Source organism: Aquamicrobium terrae (genome assembly GCF_040545735.1).
GTDB classification, from domain to species: Bacteria; Pseudomonadota; Alphaproteobacteria; order Rhizobiales; family Rhizobiaceae; genus Mesorhizobium; species Mesorhizobium terrae_A.
Map to the genome: position 1 here is coordinate 225,504 of NZ_JBEPML010000001.1, position 19,879 is coordinate 245,382.

A 19,879-nucleotide genomic window follows, 5' to 3' on the forward strand; every position below is an offset into this window, starting at 1 on the left:
GCCAGGCTTTCGGCTCGGTTTCGTCGACGGCAGGTCTCCTGGCTCGCGGGTTGTCGCCTTTTCGCCGCCTTCCCGGGCTTTTCGACCCAGTGGTGTTCGGCAAGGCTCGCCGCCTACAGTTGCGGGGACAGCCGCGGCGTTGGGATGAACATCCCGCACCGCATTCCCTCTTAGCTCCCCTCCTTTGGAAGGGGAGACCGTCTTGGCGGATTTAGGCTTTGGCGGGGCGCGCTGTCAACGCGCGGCTACGACGCGGCCATGTCTGCCAGCGCCGGGCCGAGATCGCCGGCGGGCGTGACCTCGATGCGGTCGAGTTCCAGCCAGCCGCGCATCTGTTCCAGCTCATCGAAAAGCGCCGCAGCGGTTTCGGCCGGGGCGTGCGGTTCGGCATAGGCGGCATGAACGCGTAGCACCTTGGCCGGCCGGTCTGCCCTGAGGTCGACGCGGGCGACGATCCTGTCGCCCAGCAGGAAGGGCAGGACATAATAGCCGTACTGCCGTTTCTCGGCCGGCGTGTAGATTTCGATGCGATAGCGGAAGCCGAACAGGTTCTCCGTGCGGTCGCGCTCGAACACCAGCGGATCGAAGGGGGCAAGCAGGGCGCGGGCGTCGATCCTGCGCGGCAGGCGCGCGTCCCGATGCAGATAGGCCTGCCGCGACCAGCCCTTGATGCGCACGGGAATCAGTTCGCCTTCCTCGACCAGTTCGGCGATGCGCGGCACGGTTTCCGTTGCGGAAAGGCGGAAATAGTCGCGCAGGCAGGCGACGGTGGCGATGCCGTGGGCGCGGGCGGAAATACGCAACAGTTCGCGCTGGGCGTCCTGCGTCGCGGGAACGGGCAGGTCGAGGATGTTGCGCGGCAGAACCCGCTCGGGAAGATCGTAGACGCGCTCGAAGCCGCGGCGAAAGGCGGTGGTGATGCGGCCGGCCCAGAACAGCCATTCGAAGGCGGCCTTGGCGTCGCTCCAGCCCCACCAGCCGCCGGACCCCTTGTGGCCATCCATGTCGGATGCCGCGATCGGGCCGCGCGTCTCCACCTCGCGATAAATCTCCTCGATGAAGTCCGAACGCTCGCGGCCGAATTTCGCCAGCCCCCGATACATTTCCTCGCCGCGCGCCGCGCGCTCCATGCGCCAGCGCAGCAGGGGCCATGTCTCCAGAGGCAGGAACGAGGCCTCGTGCGCCCAGTATTCGAACAGCAGGCGCCGGCGCGGCCGGGCGGCGTCATCGACCAGCGAAAGCGGGTAGGGCCCGAGGCGCGAATAGAGCGGCATGTAATGCGCCCGCACGACGGCGCTGACCGAGTCGATCTGCAAAAGGCCGGTGCGTGCGAGGAAACGCGAAAGGTGCCGCCGGTCGATGGCGCCGGGCGACGGACGCCGCGCGCCGAAGCCCTGGGCGGCCAGTGCAATGCGTCGTGCCAGGGTGGGCGAAATGGTTTCCGTCATGCGTTTGCAGCCTATCTGCCATGCGTTTGCAACCTAGCAGCGGACCGGCTTTGCGGCAGCCCGATTCCCGCAGGCTAGCAGGCAAAAGGCGGGAACGCTGTCAGGAGTAAAAGTGGAGTAAAAAGTGAAGGAAATCAAAGATGATCAGTTTTGTCGCATATAGTGGAGGGTGCGGCGTTTCGGGCAAGGTTTGACTTGCTTCGTCCATCCGCCTGCGCTAACCCTCGCCGCGTTGCAGCATGGGGCCGAACGGGTTCCGGGGCAAATCTGTCACGCTTCCGTAACAGGGCCGGCTGCGCTAGTTTCAGGCGGATCCGCCGCCAACGGAAAGTTGCAGCATGAACGAATTGCTGAGTTCGTATCTGCCGATCGTCATTTTCATCGGCGTGGCACTGGTGATCGGGCTGGCGCTTATCGTGGCGCCGTTCCTGGTGGCCTATCGCGATCCCGATCCCGAAAAGCTGTCCGCCTATGAGTGCGGTTTCAATTCGTTCGACGACGCGCGCATGAAGTTCGACATCCGCTTCTACCTGGTGTCGATCCTGTTCATCATCTTCGATCTGGAAGTGGCCTTCCTGTTCCCCTGGGCGGTTTCCTTCGGAGACATGGGCATGCTCGGCTTCTGGTCGATGATGGTGTTCCTCGGCGTGCTGACGATCGGCTTCATCTATGAGTGGAAGAAAGGGGCGCTGGAATGGGATTGAGCAGCAATTCCGGCACGCTGATCGCGCCGCAGCCCAAGGGCATTCTCGATCCGCGCACCGGCAAGCCGGTCGGGTCGGACGATCCGTTCTTCATCGGCATCAATGACGAGCTGGCCGACAAGGGCTTCCTCGTCACCTCCGCCGACGCGCTCATCACCTGGGCGCGCACCGGCTCGCTGATGTACATGACGTTCGGGCTGGCGTGTTGCGCCGTGGAAATGATCCACTCGGCCATGCCGCGCTACGACAGCGAGCGCTTCGGAATCGCGCCGCGCGCCTCGCCGCGCCAGTCGGATGTCATGATCGTGGCGGGCACGCTGACCAACAAGATGGCGCCGGCGCTGCGCAAGGTCTACGACCAGATGCCGGAACCGCGCTACGTCATTTCCATGGGCTCGTGCGCCAATGGCGGCGGCTATTACCACTATTCCTATTCGGTGGTGCGCGGCTGCGACCGCATCGTGCCCGTCGATATCTATGTGCCCGGGTGTCCGCCAAGCGCCGAGGCGCTGATGTACGGCCTTCTCCTGTTGCAGAAGAAAATCCGCCGTACCGGCACCATCGAACGGTGACATGACATGAGTGAAGCACTCAGTGAACTGGCCGCCCATATCGAAGCGAAAGGCGGCGTCGAGATTCTGCGGAGCGAGCTTGCCTATGGCGAGCTGACGATCACCGTGGCGCCCAAGGACATCGTCACGATTTCCCGCTTCGTGCGCGACGACGAAAAGTGCGGCTTCGTTTCGATGATCGACGTGTCCGGTGCAGATTATCCGGCCCGTTTCGACCGTTTCGACGTCGTCTATCACCTGCTGTCGCCGAAGCGGAACCTGCGGCTGCGCCTCAAGGTCCAGGCAGGCGAGGAGACGGTGGTGCCGTCGGTCACGGGCGTGTGGCCGGGTGCGCTGTGGTACGAGCGCGAGACCTACGATCTCTACGGCGTGCTGTTCTCCGGCCATCCGGACCTGCGCCGCATCCTTACCGACTACGGCTTCGAGGGGCATCCGCTGCGCAAGGACTTCCCCCTGACCGGTTTCGTGGAGGTCCGCTACGACGACGAGGCCAAGCGCGTCGTCTACGAGCCCGTCGAGCTGAAGCAGGAATTCCGCAATTTCGACTTCCTCTCGCCGTGGGAAGGCACCGACTACGTGCTGCCCGGCGATGAAAAGGTGAAGCAGTAAATGGCTGAAACCTCCGTCCGCAATTTCAACATCAACTTCGGCCCGCAGCATCCGGCCGCGCACGGCGTTCTGCGCCTGGTTCTGGAGCTGGACGGCGAAGTGGTCGACCGCGTCGATCCGCATATCGGCCTGCTTCATCGCGGCACCGAGAAGCTGATGGAGCACAAGACCTATCTTCAGGCCGTGCCCTATCTCGACCGCCTCGACTATTGCGCGCCGATGAACCAGGAGCACGCCTTCGCGCTCGCCGCCGAGCGCCTGCTCGGCATCGAGGTGCCGAAACGCGGCCAGCTCATCCGCGTGCTCTATTCCGAGATCGGCCGCATCATGTCGCACATCCTGAATGTGACGACGCAGGCCATGGACGTCGGCGCGCTCACCCCGCCGCTGTGGGGCTTCGTCGAGCGCGAAAAGCTGATGGTGTTCTACGAGCGCGCTTCCGGTTCGCGCATGCATGCGGCCTATTTCCGGCCGGGCGGCGTGCACCAGGACCTGCCGCAGAAGCTGATCGAGGACATCGGCAAGTGGATCGATCCGTTCCTCAAGACGATCGACGACCTCGATGACCTTCTGACCCCCAACCGCATCTTCAAGCAGCGCAACGTCGATATCGGCGTGGTGTCGCTGGAGGATGCCTGGGCATGGGGCTTCTCCGGCGTCATGGTGCGCGGCTCGGGCGCTCCGTGGGACCTGCGCAAGTCGCAGCCCTACGAGTGCTATGACGAGATGGAATTCGACATTCCGATCGGCAAGAACGGCGACTGCTTCGACCGCTACCTGATCCGCATGGAGGAGATGCGCCAGTCGGCGAAGATCATGCGCCAGTGCATCGACCTCCTGCTCGGCAAGGAGAGCACCGGGCCGGTTTCCAATCTCGACGGCAAGGTGGTGCCGCCGAAGCGTGGCGAGATGAAGCGCTCGATGGAAGCGCTGATCCACCACTTCAAGCTCTACACCGAGGGCTACAAGGTGCCGGCCGGCGAGGTCTATGCCGCCGTCGAGGCGCCGAAGGGCGAGTTCGGCGTCTATCTGGTGTCGGACGGGACCAACAAGCCCTATCGCTGCAAGCTTCGTGCGCCGGGCTTTGCCCATCTGCAGGCCATGGATTTCCTGTGCAAGGGGCACATGCTTGCCGACGTCGCCGCCATCCTCGGCTCCCTCGACATCGTGTTTGGTGAGGTCGACCGCTAATGAGTGTCCGCCGTCTCGCAGATGCCAGCATCCAGCCAGCAGCATTCGCCTTCAACAGGGAGAATGCGTCGGCTGCGAAGAAGTGGATCGCAAAATATCCGAAGGGTCGCCAGCAGTCGGCCATCATCCCGCTGCTCATGCTGGCGCAGGAGCAGGATGGCTGGGTGACCAAGGCCGCGATCGAATCGATCTGCGACATGCTGGAAATGCCCTATATTCGTGGCCTCGAGGTCGCGACGTTCTACACCCAGTTCCAGCTCAAGCCGGTCGGCACGCGCGCCCATGTCCAGGTGTGCGGCACCACGCCCTGCATGCTGCGCGGCGCCGGCGAACTGATGGATGTGTGCCGGTCCAAGATCAACCACGAGCAGTTCCACACCAACGAGGACGGAACGCTGTCGTGGGAAGAGGTGGAGTGCCAGGGCACCTGCGTGAACGCGCCGATGGTCATGATCTTCAAGGACACCTATGAGGACCTGACGCCCGAGCGCCTGGCCGAGATCATCGACGAGTTCGAGGCGGGCAGGGGCGACAGCGTGCCCACCGGCCCGCAGATCGACCGCTTCCTCTCCGCTCCGGCCGGCGGCTTCACCAGCCTGACCGACGAGAAGGCGGTGCTGAAATCGACCCGCGACCGCGCGGCAAAGGCGGCCACGCCGGCCAAGGCCGAGGAGGCTGCACCGGTGCCGCCGTCCAACGCCGGCAAGCCGAAGACGGATGCGCCCGAAACCAGCCCCGCGCTGAAGACGCCCTCCACGGTCAAGGCCGCGCCGGAAGCCGAGAAGGCCGTCAGCGTCGCCGCGCCTAAGAAGGCAGCCCCGGCCAAGGCGGCGAAGCCGTCGCTCGACGATAGGAACCGCCCGGCCGGCATCGCCCGTCCGGCGAGCGTCGACGATCTCAAGCTGATCTCGGGCGTCGGGCCGAAGAACGAGAAGATCCTGCACGAGCTTGGCATCTTCACCTATGCGCAGGTCGCTTCGTGGAAGAAGGCCGAGCGCGAATGGGTGGACGGCTATCTCAATTTCCATGGCCGTATCGAGCGCGAGGACTGGGTCAAGCAGGCCAAGGCGCTCGCCAAGGGTGGCGTGGACGAATATGTCCGCGTCTTCGGCAAGAAGCCGGTTTGAGGGAAGAACGATGCTTCAGGACAAGGATCGCATCTTTACCAACATCTACGGCCGCTTCGACAAGTCGCTGGCGGGCGCCATGTCGCGCGGCTGCTGGGACGGCACCAAAGGCATCGTCGAGAAGGGCCGCGACTGGATCATCAACGAGATGAAGGCGTCGGGCCTGCGCGGCCGTGGCGGCGCCGGCTTCCCGACCGGTCTCAAATGGTCGTTCATGCCCAAGGTGAGCGACGGCCGCCCGAGCTATCTCGTGGTCAATGCCGACGAATCCGAGCCCGGCACCTGCAAGGACCGCGACATCCTGCGCAACGATCCGCACACGCTGGTCGAAGGCTGCCTGCTGGCCGGCTTCGCCATGGGTGCGGTGGCCGCCTACATCTATGTGCGCGGCGAGTTCATCCGCGAGCGCGAGGCGCTGCAACGGGCCATCGACGAGGCCTATGACGCCAAGCTGATCGGCAAGAACAACAAGAACGGCTACGACTTCGACATTTACGTCCATCACGGCGCCGGCGCCTATATCTGCGGCGAGGAAACCGCGCTGCTGGAAAGCCTCGAAGGCAAGAAGGGCCAGCCGCGCCTCAAGCCGCCGTTCCCGGCCAATATGGGCCTCTATGGCTGCCCGACCACGGTCAATAACGTCGAATCCATCGCCGTTGCGCCGACCATCCTGCGCCGGGGCGCTGCCTGGTTCTCGTCCTTCGGGCGTCCGAACAATGTCGGCACCAAGCTCTACATGCTGGTCGGCCACGTGAACACGCCCTGCACGGTCGAGGAAGAGATGGGCACCACCTTCCGCGAACTGGTGGAGAAGCACGGCGGCGGCATCATCGGCGGCTGGGACAATCTGCTGGCGGTCATTCCCGGCGGCGCCTCCTGCCCGGTGGTGAAGGCCGAGGACATCATCGACTGCCCGATGGACTTCGACGGCTTGCGCGAGCGCAAGTCTTCGTTCGGCACGGCTGCCATGATCATCATGGACAAGTCGACCGACATCGTGAAGGCGATCGCGCGGCTCTCCTACTTCTTCAAGCATGAGAGCTGCGGCCAGTGCACGCCGTGCCGCGAGGGCACGGGCTGGATGTGGCGCGTGATGGAGCGGCTGGTGCGCGGCGAGGCGCAGAAGCGCGAGATCGACATGCTGCTCGACGTCAGCAAGCAGATCGAGGGCCACACCATCTGCGCGCTGGGCGACGCCGCCGCGTGGCCGGTGCAGGGCCTGATCCGCAACTTCCGCCCGGAGATCGAGCGGCGCATCGACGAATTCACCCGCAACGCCCACCGGGTCGAGCCGGTGCTGGCCGCTGCCGAGTAGGCGCGGCCGGAACGGCACTGACACGCAGGATTAACGGTTTCGAGACCATGCAGAACCACGCGACAGAAATGATGCCGAAGGAGATGGCCAGCGCCGTCAACCTGTTCGTGCATCCGGCCGCCGGGATGGCGGCCGCGTCGGCGCTCGGCTTCGGCCTGGCCAGCCAGGCGTTCGGCATGTGGCTGGGCGCGCTCAGCGGCATGGGCGAGGCTTCGCAGCGCATGCTCCAGTCGCTGGACGACAAGCCGCCTCAGGAAGCGGGCTCGCCGCGTTCGGCGCCGGCGCTGCATCTGGTGAGCACGGCTGTGGCAGGCGATGCCGCGAAGGATCGCGGCCAGCCGCATGGTATCGAGAAGCCGGTCGCGCCGGACGATCTCAAGGCGATTTCGGGCATCGGGCCGAAGCTTGAGGCGGTGCTCAACGGTTACGGCGTCTGGACATATGGCCAGATCGCGGACTGGTCGGACGCCGAGATCGCCTGGATGGACGACACGCTCGGATTTCGCGGCCGCATCCGGCGCGATGACTGGGCCGGGCAGGCGGCGGCGCTGCGGGACGGGCAACGGGTAAAGTGAAAATCAGGCCGGGCGCCGTTTCGATGGCGCCCGCAATGGAGATCGCGGCACGGCTGCGGGGTTGAGGCAAGATGGCAAAGCTGAAGGTCGACGGGAAAGAGATCGAGGTACCCGACCACTACACGCTGCTGCAGGCGGCGGAGGTGGCCGGCGCGGAAGTGCCGCGCTTCTGTTTCCATGAGCGGCTGTCGATCGCCGGCAACTGCCGCATGTGCCTTGTCGAGGTGAAGGGCGGCCCGCCCAAGCCGCAGGCATCCTGCGCCATGGGCGTGCGCGACCTGCGCCCCGGCCCGGAAGGCGAGCTGCCAGAAGTGTTCACCAACACGCCGATGGTCAAGAAGGCCCGCGAAGGCGTGATGGAGTTCCTGCTCATCAACCACCCGCTGGATTGCCCGATCTGCGACCAGGGCGGCGAGTGCGACCTGCAGGACCAGGCCATGGCGTTCGGCATGGATTCCTCGCGCTTCCATGAGAACAAGCGCGCGGTCGAGGACAAGTATATCGGCCCGCTTGTCAAGACGATCATGACGCGCTGCATCCATTGCACGCGTTGCGTCCGCTTCACCACGGAAGTGGCCGGCATTTCCGAACTCGGCCTGATCGGCCGCGGCGAGGATGCCGAGATCACCACCTATCTCGAGCAGGCGATGACCTCCGAACTGCAGGGCAACGTCATCGACCTGTGCCCGGTCGGCGCGCTCACCGCGCGGCCGTACGCCTTCCAGGCGCGGCCGTGGGAACTGACCAAGACCGAATCCATCGACGTCATGGATGCCGTGGGTTCCGCGATCCGCGTCGACACGCGCGGCCGCGAGGTCATGCGCATCCTGCCGCGCAACAACGACGCGGTGAACGAGGAATGGATTTCCGACAAGACCCGCTTCATCTGGGACGGGCTGCGCACCCAGCGCCTCGACCGGCCCTATGTGCGCCGTGACGGCAAGCTGAAGCCGGCAAGCTGGGGCGAGGCCTTCGCCGCCATCCAGGACGCGATTGCCGCGGCCTCGCCGGAGCGGATCGGCGCCATCGCCGGCGATCTTTCCGCGGTCGAGGAAATGTATGCGCTGAAGCGCCTGATGGCTTCGCTGGGCTCGGCCAATATCGACTGCCGCCAGGACGGAGCCGCGCTCGACCCGGCGCTGGGCCGCGCGAGCTACATCTTCAACCCGACCATCGAGGGCATCGAGGACGCCGATGCGATCCTCATCGTCGGTGCCAATCCGCGTTTCGAGGCGTCGGTGCTCAACGCCCGCATCCGCAAGCGCTTCCGCGCCGGGCCGCTGCCGATCGGCGTGATCGGCGACTTCGGCGACCTGCGCTACGATTATGAAGCTCTTGGCGCCGGTCCCGAGACGCTGAAGGACCTGGCCGACGGCAACGGCAAGTTCTTCCAGGCGCTGAAGAAGGCCGAGCGCCCGCTGATCATCGTGGGGCAGGGCGCTCTGGCGCGTGCCGACGGTGCGGCCGTGCTTGGTCAGGCGGCGAAGCTTGCCATGGCGGTCGGCGCCGTCGGGGCGGAATGGAACGGCTTTGCCGTGCTGCACAATGCGGCGGCGCGTGTCGGCGGTCTCGACATCGGTTTCGCGCCGGGCGAGGGCGGCAAGGATGCCGCCGCCATGCTGGAAGGCACCGACGTGCTGTTCCTGCTCGGCGCCGACGAGATCGACATGAGCAGGGTCAAGAGCGGCTTCGTGGTCTATATCGGCACCCATGGCGATGCCGGCGCCCACCGCGCCGACGTCATCCTGCCGTCGGCCACCTACACCGAGAAATCCGGCACCTATGTCAACACGGAAGGCCGCGTGCAGCAGACCAGCCGCGCCGGCTTCGCGCCGGGCGATGCGCGCGAGGACTGGGCGATCCTGCGCGCCCTTTCCGATGTGCTCGGCCACAGGCTGCCCTTCGATTCGCTGGTGCAGCTTCGCGCCGCGCTCTATGGCGAATATCCGCATCTTGCCCGCATCGACGAAATCGAGGCGGGATCGGCCGAGGAGGTTGCCGGCGTGGCCACGCTCGGCGGCAAGCTCGACAAGGCCGGCTTCGTGTCGCCGGTGCGCGACTTCTACCTGACCAACCCGATCGCCCGCGCCTCGGCCGTGATGGCCGAATGCTCGGCGCTGGCGCAGGGCGGCTTCCAGCAGGCGGCGGAATAGGACATGGACGACAGCTTCTTCTCCTTCTATGTGCTGCCGGCACTGATCATCCTGGTGAAATCCCTCGCACTGCTCGTGGTGCTGCTGATCTTCGTCGCCTACATCCTCTATGCCGACCGCAAGATCTGGGCGGCCGCGCAGATGCGTCGCGGCCCCAACGTGGTCGGGCCCTGGGGCCTGTTCCAGGCCTTCGCCGACCTGTTCAAGTTCGTGTTCAAGGAGCCGGTCATTCCCTCCGGCGCCAACAAGGGCGTGTTCCTGCTGGCCCCGCTGGTTTCGTCGGTGCTGGCGATGACGGCCTGGGCGGTTATTCCGGTCAATGAAGGCTGGGCCATCGCCAACATCAATGTCGGCATCCTCTTCGTGCTCGCCATCTCCTCGCTGGAGGTCTACGGCGTGATCATGGGCGGCTGGGCCTCGAACTCGAAATATCCGTTCCTCGGCGCGCTGCGCTCGGCGGCGCAGATGGTGTCCTACGAGGTCTCTATCGGCTTCGTCATCATCACCGTGCTCCTGTGCGTCGGTTCGCTGAACCTGACCGACATCGTGCTGGCGCAGAGGGACGGGCTCGGCACCATGTTCGGCATGCCCAACAGCTTCCTCGACTGGCACTGGCTCGGCCTGTTCCCGATGTTCATCATCTTCATGATCTCGGCGCTGGCCGAGACCAACAGGCCGCCCTTCGACCTCGTCGAGGCCGAGTCGGAGCTGGTCGCCGGCCACATGGTCGAATATTCGTCGACGGCGTTCCTGCTCTTCTTCCTCGGCGAATATGTCGCCATCGTGCTGATGTGCGCGCTGACGACCATCCTGTTCCTCGGCGGCTGGCTGCCGCCGCTCGATATCGCGCCGCTCACCTGGGTTCCGGGCATCATCTGGTTCGTGCTCAAGGTGTGCTTCGTGTTCTTCATCTTCTCGATGGCCAAGGCGGTGCTGCCGCGCTATCGCTACGACCAGCTCATGCGGCTGGGCTGGAAAGTGTTCCTGCCGATCTCGCTGTTCATGGTCGTGGCCACGGCAGCCTTCCTCAAGTTGACGGGGCTTGCCTGATGTCCGCATTTGCTCAAGCGGCGAAGTCGCTGATCCTGAAAGATATCGTTGCCGGCTACCTGCTCGGCATCAAGAAGATGGTCCAGCCCAAGGAAACCATCAACTATCCGCACGAGAAGGGGCCGATCAGCCCTCGTTTCCGCGGCGAGCATGCGCTGCGCCGCTACCCCAACGGGGAAGAGCGCTGCATCGCGTGCAAGCTGTGCGAGGCGATCTGCCCGGCGCAGGCCATCACCATCGAGGCCGGTCCGCGCCGCAACGACGGCACGCGCCGCACCGTGCGCTACGACATCGACATGGTGAAGTGCATCTATTGCGGCTTCTGCCAGGAAGCCTGCCCGGTCGACGCCATCGTCGAGGGACCGAATTTCGAATTCGCGACCGAGACGCGCGAGGAGCTTTACTACGACAAGGACAAGCTTCTGGCCAACGGCGACCGCTGGGAGCGCGAAATTGCGCGCAGCATGGCGATGGACGCACCGTATCGCTGAGCGCGGATGCCGGGCGCGCGGCCCGGACATCGGCATTTGAAACATGGACTGGCCGCAACGGCTCGTCTAAGGAACACGCGGTTTCGTGACCGGAGGCGGCACGGAATCAGGATTTGGAAACCCGGGGGATCCCCATGCTTGAAGGACTAGAGGCGGCTTTCTTCTACCTCTTCGCCCTTGTCGCGGTCGCGTCGGCCTTGATGGTCATCTCGTCGCGCAATCCCGTGCACTCGGTGCTGTTCCTGATCCTCGCCTTCTTCAACGCGGCGGGGCTGTTCCTGCTGGCGGGAGCCGAGTTCCTGGCGCTGATCCTGCTCATCGTCTATGTCGGCGCGGTCATGGTCCTGTTCCTGTTCGTGGTCATGATGCTCGACGTCGATTTCGCCGAGTTCAAGCAGGGAGCGCTGCACTATGCGCCCATCGGCGCGATTGTCGGGCTGATCCTGGCCGCCGAGCTGATCATCGTGACCGGCGGCTACGTACTGGCGCCCGAACTGAGCTCGTCGGTTGCGAGGCCGATCCCGGACCTGGCAGAGCGCACCAACACCGCCGCGCTGGGCGACATCCTCTACACGGATTACATCCATTTCTTCCAGATGGCCGGCATCGTGCTTCTGGTGGCCATGGTCGGCGCCATCGTGCTGACGCTGCGCCACAAGCAGGGCGTCAGGCGTCAGTCGATCTCCGAACAGGTCGGCCGCACGCCCGAGAGCGCCATCGAAGTGCGCAAGGTCGAGACGGGGAAGGGCATCTGACATGACCGTCGGCATCGGACATTATCTGACACTTTCGGCGATCCTGTTCACGATCGGCGTGTTCGGCATCTTCCTGAACCGCAAGAACGTCATCGTCATCATGATGTCGATCGAGCTTCTGCTTCTGGCGGCCAACATCAACCTGGTCGCCTTCTCCTCGGTGCTCAACGACCTTGTGGGGCAGGTCTTCGTGCTGTTCGTGCTGACGGTCGCGGCGGCCGAGGCGGCGATCGGCCTGTCCATCCTCGTGGTCTTCTTCCGCAACCGCGGCTCCATCGCGGTGGAAGACGTGAATATGATGAAGGGTTGAGGCGCAGCCATGTACCAAGCCATCGTCTTCCTGCCCCTCATCGGGTTCCTGATCGTCGGCCTGTTCGGCACCTCGCTCGGTGCCAAGGCATCCGAATACATCACCTCCGGCCTGGTGGTGGTTTCGGCCGCGCTGTCGTGGGTCGCCTTCTTCTCGGTCGGCTTCTCGGAAACCGAGACCTTCACCGTGCCGGTGCTGCGCTGGCTGCAATCGGGCGGGCTCGATGCCGCCTGGGCGCTGCGCATCGATACGCTGACCGTCGTCATGCTGGTTGTGGTCAATACCGTCTCGGCGCTGGTCCACATCTACTCGATCGGCTACATGCACCACGATCCGCACCGGCCGCGCTTCTTCGCCTATCTGTCGCTGTTCACCTTCGCCATGCTGATGCTGGTGACTGCCGACAACCTGTTGCAGATGTTCTTCGGCTGGGAAGGCGTTGGCCTCGCCTCCTATCTGCTGATTGGCTTCTGGTACAAGAAGCCCTCTGCAAGCGCTGCGGCGATGAAGGCCTTCATCGTCAACCGCGTCGGCGACTTCGGCTTCCTGCTCGGCCTGTTCGGCGTGTTCGTGCTGTTCGGCTCGATCAACCTGTCGACCATCTTCGCCAGCGCCGCCACCTATCTGCCGGCCGAAGGTGCCGCGGACGGCAGCGCGGTGCTGACCTTCCTCGGCTATTCGCTGGACAAGACGGCGGCGATCACCGTGGTGTGCCTGCTGCTGTTCATGGGCGCCATGGGCAAGTCGGCGCAGGTGCCGCTGCACACCTGGCTGCCGGACGCCATGGAAGGCCCGACCCCGGTTTCGGCGCTGATCCATGCCGCCACCATGGTCACCGCCGGCGTGTTCATGCTGGCGCGCCTGTCGCCGCTGTTCGAGCTGTCGCACAGCGCGCTGACCGTGGTGACCTTCATCGGCGCCACCACCGCCTTCTTCGCGGCGACCGTCGGCCTGGTGCAGAACGACATCAAGCGCGTCATCGCCTATTCGACCTGCTCGCAGCTCGGCTACATGTTCGTGGCGCTGGGCGTCGGCGCCTATGGCGCGGCGATCTTCCACCTGTTCACGCACGCCTTTTTCAAGGCCCTGCTGTTCCTCGGCTCCGGGTCAGTCATCCACGCCATGTCGGACGAGCAGGACATGCGCAACATGGGCGGCATCCGCAAGCTGATCCCGGCGACCTACTGGATGATGATTATCGGCACCATCGCGCTGACCGGCGTCGGCATCCCGGCCACGGTCATCGGCACCGCCGGCTTCTTCTCCAAGGACGCCATCATCGAAAGCGCCTTCGTCGGCCACAATGCGGTGGCGGGCTTCGCCTTCACGCTGTTGGTGATCGCCGCCTGCTTCACCTCCTTCTATTCCTGGCGGCTGATCTTCATGACCTTCCACGGCAAGTCGCGCGCCAGCGAGGAGGTTCTGCACCACGTGCATGAATCGCCGCCGGTGATGCTGGTGCCGCTCTACATCCTCGCGGTCGGCGCGCTGTTCGCGGGCTTCCTGTTCCACGACCAGTTCATCGGCGACGCCTACGAGGCATTCTGGAAGACGGCGCTGTTCACCTCGGCCGACAACCACGTCCTGCACGAGATGCACGGCGTGCCGATGTGGGTGAAGCTGTCGCCGTTCGTGGCGATGGTGATCGGCTTCCTCGTTTCGTACCAGTTCTACATCCGCTCGCCGGAGACGCCGAAGCGGCTCGCAGCGCAGCATCGCGGGCTCTACGCCTTCCTGCTCAACAAGTGGTATTTCGACGAGCTTTACGACTTCCTGTTCGTGCGCTCCGCCAAGGCGCTCGGCCGCTTCCTGTGGAAGACCGGTGACGGGAAGATCATCGACGGGCTCGGGCCGGACGGCGTTTCGGCGCGCGTCATCGACGTCACCCAGCGTGTCGTCAAGCTGCAGTCCGGCTACCTCTATCACTACGCCTTCGCAATGCTGATCGGCGTTGCCGCACTTGCCACCTGGATGATGCTATGACCGACTGGCCCATTCTCTCTACGGTCACGTTCCTGCCGCTGGTCGGCGCCCTTCTGGTGCTGCTGATCAACGACGACAACGAGAACGGTCGCCGCAACATCCGCTCGATCACGCTGCTGACGACGGTGTTCACCTTCGTGGTGTCGCTGTTCGTGTGGATCGGCTTCGACAATTCGCAGGCCGGCTTCCAGATGGTGGAAAAGGCGGAGTGGCTGGACAGCGGCATCTCCTACCATATGGGCGTCGACGGCATTTCCATGCTGTTCGTCATCCTCACCACCTTCCTGATGCCGCTGTGCATCCTGGCGTCGTGGGAATCGGTGCAGAAGCGCGTGAAGGCGTATATGATCGCCTTCCTGCTGCTCGAGACGCTGATGATCGGCGTGTTCTGCGCGCTCGACATCGTGCTGTTCTACGTCTTCTTCGAGGCGGGCCTGATCCCGATGTTCATCATCATCGGCGTGTGGGGCGGCAAGCGGCGCGTCTATGCCTCGTTCAAGTTCTTCCTCTACACGTTGCTCGGCTCGGTGCTGATGCTGCTCGCCATCATGGCGATGTTCTGGCAGGCCGGCACCACGGATATCCCGACGCTGCTGGCGCATGATTTTCCGGCCAATATGCAGACATGGCTATGGCTCGCCTTCTTCGCCTCCTTTGCGGTGAAGATGCCGATGTGGCCGGTGCACACCTGGCTGCCGGACGCGCACGTGGAGGCGCCGACGGCGGGCTCGGTCATCCTGGCCGGCATCCTGCTGAAGATGGGCGGCTACGGCTTCCTGCGCTTCTCTTTGCCGATGTTCCCGATCGCCTCGGAGATGTTCGCGCCCTTCGTCTTCACCCTGTCGGTCGTCGCCATCGTCTACACCTCGCTGGTGGCGCTGATGCAGGAGGACATGAAGAAGCTGATCGCCTATTCCTCGGTCGCCCACATGGGCTACGTGACCATGGGCATCTTCGCCATGAACGCCGAGGGCATCCAGGGCGCCATCTTCCAGATGCTGTCGCACGGTCTGGTGTCTTCGGCGCTGTTCCTGTGCGTCGGCGTCATCTACGACCGCATGCACACGCGTGAGATCGACGCCTATGGCGGCCTCGTCAACAACATGCCGAAATATGCGGTGGCCTTCCTGATCTTCACCATGGCCAATGTCGGCCTACCCGGCACCAGCGGCTTCATCGGCGAGTTCCTGACGCTGCTCGGCGTGTTCCGGGTCAACACCTGGGTGGCGCTGTTCGCCACCACCGGCGTGATCCTGTCGGCCGGCTATGCGCTATGGCTCTACCGCCGCGTCGTGTTCGGCGCGCTGACCAAGGACAGCCTCAAGGGCATGCTCGACCTTTCGGGCCGCGAGAAGGCGGTGCTCTATCCGCTGGTGGTGCTGACGATCTTCTTCGGCGTCTACCCGGCGCCGGTGCTGGACGTGACCGCCCAGTCGGTGAAGACGCTGGTGAGCAACGTCACCGCATCGATCAATGCCGCGCAGACCGCGGCCGCAAACTGACCGGAGACTTAGGGAACAATGACGCCGGAACTCTCCACCAGTCTCGCGCTCGTCACGCCCGAGCTCATCATGGCCGCAGGCGCCATGGTGCTCCTGATGATCGGCGTGTTCTCAAGCGGCCGTCCGAGCACGCTCGTCTCCACGCTTGCCGTTCTGGTCATGGCCGCGGCCGGCGCCTGGCTGATGTTCGCCACGGGCGAGGGCAGGGCGTTCGGGGATTCCTTCGTGCTCGATCCCTTCGCGCGCTTCATGAAGCTGCTCACCCTCGGCGGCTCGGCGGTCGCGCTCGTCATGTCGATCGGTTACAGCCGCGCCCAGAAGTTCGATTCCTTCGAATATCCGGTGCTGGTCATGCTCTCGACCGTCGGCATGCTGCTGATGGCCTCGGCCAACGACATGATCGCGCTCTACCTCAGCTTCGAGCTGCAATCGCTGGCGCTCTACATCGTCGCGGCCATCAACCGCGACAGCCTGCGCTCCAGCGAGGCGGGCCTGAAATATTTCGTGCTCGGCGCGCTCGGCACCGGCATGATGCTCTACGGCATCTCGCTGGTCTACGGCTACACCGGCTCCATCGACTTCGAGGTCATCGCCTCGACCCTGTCGGGCAAGGAGCGGCAGGTGGGCGTGCTGTTCGGCGTGGTCTTCATCCTCGCCGGCCTCGTCTTCAAGATTTCGGCGGCACCGTTCCACATGTGGACGCCCGACGTCTACGAAGGCGCGCCGACGCCGGTCACGGCCTTCTTCGCCGTGGCCCCGAAGGTCGCCACCATGGCGCTGATCCTGCGCCTGGTCATGGAGGCATTCCAGCCGTCGGCCGCCGACTGGCAGCAGATCATCGTGTTCGTCTCCATCGCCTCGATGGCGCTCGGCTCGTTCGCGGCCATCGGCCAGCGCAATTTCAAGCGCCTGATGGCCTACTCCTCCATCGGCCATATGGGCTTCGCGCTGGTCGGCCTCGCTGCCAACAGCGAGGCGGGCGTGCGCGGCGTCATCATCTACATGCTGATCTATGTCGCCATGACGCTCGGCATGTTCGCCTTCATCATCGCCATGCGGCGCAATGACGAGAATGTCGAGGAGATCGGCGATCTGGCCGGCCTGTCGCAGACCAATCCGGTGATGGCGACGCTGCTAACCATCCTGCTGTTCTCGCTGGCCGGCATTCCGTGGCTGGCCGGGTTCTGGGCGAAGTGGTACGTCTTCCTGGCGGCCATCGATGCCGGCCTCTACGCGCTGGCCATCATCGGCGTGCTGACCTCGGTCGTGGCCGCCTTCTACTACCTGCGCATCATCAAGATCATGTGGTTCGACGAGCCGGCCGGCGGCTTCCAGCCGATGGCCGCCGAGCTGCGGGTGATCCTCGGCCTGTCCGGCGCCTTCGTGGTGTTCTACGTGCTCATCGGCGGCCCGATCAGCACCATGGCGCAGGCCGCCGCCAAGACGTTCTTCTGATGGCGTTTGCGCTGGCGCCGACGGCGGCATCCGAAGGCTATCGCCTCGAGGCGCTCGACACGGTCGGCTCCACCAACGCGCAGGCGCTCGAGCACGCCCGTGCCGGCGATCCCGGCAAGCTGTGGGTGGTCTCGAAGAACCAGCAGAGCGGGCGCGGCCGTCGCGGCCGGGCCTGGCAGTCGCCGCCGGGGAATCTTGCGGCAACGCTGCTTGTCGTTGCCGACTACGAGCTGAAGCTTGCCTCGACGCTCGGCTTCGTCGCCGGGCTGGCGCTGGCCGATGCGCTGGATGCGGTGACGCCGAAGGGTAGCATCGCAGTCGGCATCGACGCCGGCAGCGGGGCGGGCGAAGGGGCGCGCAACCGTTTCGCGCTGAAATGGCCGAACGATGTGCTGGCCTCCGGCGCAAAGCTTGCCGGCATCCTGCTGGAATCGACCGTGCTGGGTGAAAACCGGTTCGCGGTCGCCGTGGGCATCGGCGTCAATGTCGTCGCCCATCCCGACGGCCTGCCTTATCCCGCTACGTCCCTGCACAAGCTCGGCGCGACCTGCGATGCCGAAACGCTGTTCCTGGCCCTGTCCGATGCCTGGGCCGACAATGCACGGCTGTGGAGCGAGGGGCGGGGCCTTTCGGCCATCCGCAAGCGCTGGCTGGAGCGCGCCGCCGGGATCGGCAGCGAGGTCGCGGTGCGGGTCGACAACAGGATCGTGCGCGGTATTTTCGAAACCATCGACGAGGATTGCCGCTTCGTGATCCGCGACCATGACGGCGGCGTGGTGACGATCGCGGCGGGCGACGTGCATTTCGGCGCGGTCGCCAGCGCCGGCGCCGTGTAGCGATTTCAGGACGGCGGGAGCCGGTTTGCAGCCGGAATCGCGCAGAACAGGAAGATTGGGCGTTTACTGAATTCCAGAAGAAGCCGAAATGCTCTACCTGGAATTGAACGCCGTATAGTTTGGAGACGGGAATGGCTGCGACGGAAAATGCCGAACTGGTTTTCGTGCCGCTTGGCGGCGTGGGCGAGATCGGCATGAACTTCGGCCTCTACGGCTATGGGCCGGCGAACGCGCGCGAATGGCTGATCGTCGATGTCGGGGTGACCTTTCCCGATCCGGCACATCCCGGCGTCGACCTCATCCTGCCGGACACGCGCTTCATCGAGGACAAGCTGGAGAAGGTGCGCGGCATCGTCATCACCCACGCGCATGAAGACCATTATGGCGCGCTGCACGACATCTGGCCGCGCCTGCAGGCGCCGGTGTGGATGACGCCGTTCGCCGCCGGTCTGCTCGAAGCCAAGCGGCAGTCGGAGCAGGGCGCGCCGAAGATCCCGGTCACCATCTATCGTGGCGGCGAGAAGTTCACCGTCGGGCCGTTCGAGATCGAGGCCATTCCGGTTGCCCATTCCATTCCCGAACCGATGTCGCTGGCCATCACCACGCCGGCCGGCACGGTGATCCACACCGGCGACTGGAAGATCGATCCCGCGCCGACGCTGGGGCCCAAGACCGACGAGGCACGCTTCCGGGCCTATGGCGACAAGGGCGTCCTGGCGCTGGTCTGCGATTCTACCAATGCGCTGCGCGATGGCGATTCGCCTTCGGAAGAGGAAGTCGGCGCCAGCCTCAAGGTGCTGATCGAGCAGGCGCAGGGCCGGGTGGCCATAACGACATTTTCATCCAATGTCGGGCGCATCCTTTCGATCGCCCGCGCCGCCCGCGATGCAGGCCGCAAATGCCTCGTGCTCGGCCGTTCGCTGAAGCGCGTCATCGAGGTGGCGGACGACCTCGGCTACATGGACGGCTTGCCGGAGTTCGTCCTGGAGGAGGACTACGGCTTCATCGACCGTCGCGAACTGGTCATCATCTGCACCGGCAGCCAGGGCGAGCCGCTTGCGGCGCTCGCCAAGCTGTCCCGCGACGAGATGAAGACGGTTTCGCTGACGGCCGGCGACACGGTGATCTTCTCCTCGCGCACCATTCCCGGCAACGAGAAGGCCATCCTGGAGATCAAGAACCGCCTGATCGACCTTGGCATGAAGATCATCGAGGACGGCGATGCGCTGGTGCATGTCTCCGGCCATCCGCGTCGCAGCGAGCTGAGGCGCATGTATGAATGGGTGCGCCCTCAGATCGGCGTGCCGGTGCACGGCGAGGCGGCGCATCTGGTCGCGCAGGGCTCGCTGATGGCCATGTCCGGCATCGGCCAAGTGGCGCAGGTGCGCGACGGCGACATGCTGCGCCTGTGGCCGGGTGCGGCCACCATCGTCGATCAGGTGCCGTTCGGCCGCCTCTACAAGGACGGCAAGCTGGTCGGCACGGACGAGGCGATGGGCATCCGTGACAGGCGCAAGCTGTCCTATGCCGGCCATGTCGCGGTCAATGTGGTGCTGGACGACCGTTATGAGCTGTCCGGCGATCCCGATGTCGTCGCCATCGGCGTGGCGGAAGCCGATGCCGGCGGCGAGCCGCTGGAAGAGCTGATGCTCGATGCGGCAATAGGCGCGGTGGACTCTATCCCGCGCCAGCGCCGAAAAGACCTCGATCTGGTGCAGGAATCCGTGCGTCGCGCGGTGCGCGCCGCCGCCAACGAGGCCTGGGGCAAGAAGCCGCTGGTCACGGTGTTCGTGACGCGGTGAC

The 19,879-nt window shown here is 64.8% G+C and carries 18 protein-coding genes and 1 riboswitch; of the genes, 17 read left to right on the top strand and 1 reads right to left on the bottom strand.

The window, feature by feature from the left end; translation table 11 throughout:
• Window positions 1-11: 11 nt before the first annotated feature.
• Window positions 12-217: riboswitch (cobalamin riboswitch) on the bottom strand.
• Window positions 218-245: 28 nt separating this feature from the next.
• Window positions 246-1,448 (bottom strand): winged helix-turn-helix domain-containing protein, encoded by a 1,203-nt coding sequence (locus tag ABID37_RS01045; protein WP_354192101.1) that lies wholly within the window; start codon window positions 1,446-1,448, stop codon window positions 246-248.
• A gap of 338 nt (window positions 1,449-1,786) precedes the next feature.
• On the opposite strand from ABID37_RS01045, the gene ABID37_RS01050 reads away from it, so the two are divergent.
• The 17 genes from ABID37_RS01050 to ABID37_RS01130 all read left to right on the top strand — a co-directional run bounded on the left by ABID37_RS01050 (window position 1,787) and on the right by ABID37_RS01130 (window position 19,878).
• Window positions 1,787-2,152, top strand: coding sequence for an NADH-quinone oxidoreductase subunit A (locus ABID37_RS01050; protein ID WP_354192102.1), 366 nt, complete (start codon window positions 1,787-1,789; stop codon window positions 2,150-2,152).
• On the top strand, window positions 2,143-2,724 hold the full coding sequence (locus ABID37_RS01055) for a NuoB/complex I 20 kDa subunit family protein (RefSeq protein ID WP_354192103.1): 582 nt from the start codon (window positions 2,143-2,145) through the stop codon (window positions 2,722-2,724). Before ABID37_RS01050 ends, ABID37_RS01055 begins: the two co-directional genes overlap by 10 nt.
• Window positions 2,725-2,730: 6 nt before the next feature.
• On the top strand, window positions 2,731-3,333 hold the full coding sequence (locus tag ABID37_RS01060) for an NADH-quinone oxidoreductase subunit C (protein WP_354192104.1): 603 nt from the start codon (window positions 2,731-2,733) through the stop codon (window positions 3,331-3,333).
• Window positions 3,334-4,524 (top strand): NADH-quinone oxidoreductase subunit D, encoded by a 1,191-nt coding sequence (locus tag ABID37_RS01065; protein WP_354192105.1) that lies wholly within the window; start codon window positions 3,334-3,336, stop codon window positions 4,522-4,524.
• The gene (locus tag ABID37_RS01070; protein WP_354192106.1) at window positions 4,524-5,651 is read left to right on the top strand and encodes an NADH-quinone oxidoreductase subunit E; all 1,128 of its coding nucleotides are present in this window, start codon (window positions 4,524-4,526) and stop codon (window positions 5,649-5,651) included. The genes ABID37_RS01065 and ABID37_RS01070 overlap by 1 nt, the downstream gene beginning before the upstream one ends.
• 10 nt (window positions 5,652-5,661) lie before the next feature.
• Window positions 5,662-6,966, top strand: coding sequence for an NADH-quinone oxidoreductase subunit NuoF (gene nuoF / locus ABID37_RS01075; protein ID WP_354192108.1), 1,305 nt, complete (start codon window positions 5,662-5,664; stop codon window positions 6,964-6,966).
• Window positions 6,967-7,034: 68 nt separating this feature from the next.
• Window positions 7,035-7,541: a helix-hairpin-helix domain-containing protein gene (locus ABID37_RS01080; RefSeq protein WP_354192109.1), complete on the top strand. Its 507-nt coding sequence runs from the start codon at window positions 7,035-7,037 to the stop codon at window positions 7,539-7,541.
• A 71-nt stretch (window positions 7,542-7,612) separates the two neighbouring features.
• Window positions 7,613-9,694, top strand: coding sequence for an NADH-quinone oxidoreductase subunit NuoG (gene nuoG, locus ABID37_RS01085; RefSeq protein ID WP_354192110.1), 2,082 nt, complete (start codon window positions 7,613-7,615; stop codon window positions 9,692-9,694).
• A 3-nt stretch (window positions 9,695-9,697) separates the two neighbouring features.
• Window positions 9,698-10,744, top strand: coding sequence for an NADH-quinone oxidoreductase subunit NuoH (gene nuoH, locus ABID37_RS01090; protein WP_354192111.1), 1,047 nt, complete (start codon window positions 9,698-9,700; stop codon window positions 10,742-10,744).
• The gene (gene nuoI, locus ABID37_RS01095; RefSeq protein WP_354192112.1) at window positions 10,744-11,235 is read left to right on the top strand and encodes an NADH-quinone oxidoreductase subunit NuoI; all 492 of its coding nucleotides are present in this window, start codon (window positions 10,744-10,746) and stop codon (window positions 11,233-11,235) included. The genes nuoH and nuoI overlap by 1 nt, the downstream gene beginning before the upstream one ends.
• Before the next feature lie 134 nt (window positions 11,236-11,369).
• Window positions 11,370-11,990, top strand: a complete 621-nt coding sequence (locus tag ABID37_RS01100; RefSeq protein WP_354192113.1) for an NADH-quinone oxidoreductase subunit J — start codon at window positions 11,370-11,372, stop codon at window positions 11,988-11,990.
• 1 nt (window position 11,991) lies between these two features.
• On the top strand, window positions 11,992-12,300 hold the full coding sequence (gene nuoK / locus ABID37_RS01105; RefSeq protein WP_035023851.1) for an NADH-quinone oxidoreductase subunit NuoK: 309 nt from the start codon (window positions 11,992-11,994) through the stop codon (window positions 12,298-12,300).
• A gap of 9 nt (window positions 12,301-12,309) precedes the next feature.
• On the top strand, window positions 12,310-14,283 hold the full coding sequence (nuoL, locus tag ABID37_RS01110) for an NADH-quinone oxidoreductase subunit L (RefSeq protein WP_354192115.1): 1,974 nt from the start codon (window positions 12,310-12,312) through the stop codon (window positions 14,281-14,283).
• Window positions 14,280-15,785: an NADH-quinone oxidoreductase subunit M gene (locus tag ABID37_RS01115; protein ID WP_354192116.1), complete on the top strand. Its 1,506-nt coding sequence runs from the start codon at window positions 14,280-14,282 to the stop codon at window positions 15,783-15,785. Before nuoL ends, ABID37_RS01115 begins: the two co-directional genes overlap by 4 nt.
• An 18-nt stretch (window positions 15,786-15,803) precedes the next feature.
• Complete coding sequence (nuoN, locus tag ABID37_RS01120) at window positions 15,804-17,240, top strand: NADH-quinone oxidoreductase subunit NuoN (RefSeq protein ID WP_354192117.1); 1,437 nt, start codon at window positions 15,804-15,806, stop codon at window positions 17,238-17,240.
• Complete coding sequence (locus tag ABID37_RS01125; protein ID WP_354192118.1) at window positions 17,240-18,076, top strand: biotin--[acetyl-CoA-carboxylase] ligase; 837 nt, start codon at window positions 17,240-17,242, stop codon at window positions 18,074-18,076. Before nuoN ends, ABID37_RS01125 begins: the two co-directional genes overlap by 1 nt.
• A gap of 131 nt (window positions 18,077-18,207) precedes the next feature.
• Window positions 18,208-19,878, top strand: coding sequence for a ribonuclease J (locus tag ABID37_RS01130; RefSeq protein WP_354192119.1), 1,671 nt, complete (start codon window positions 18,208-18,210; stop codon window positions 19,876-19,878).
• Window position 19,879: the final 1 nt, after the last annotated feature.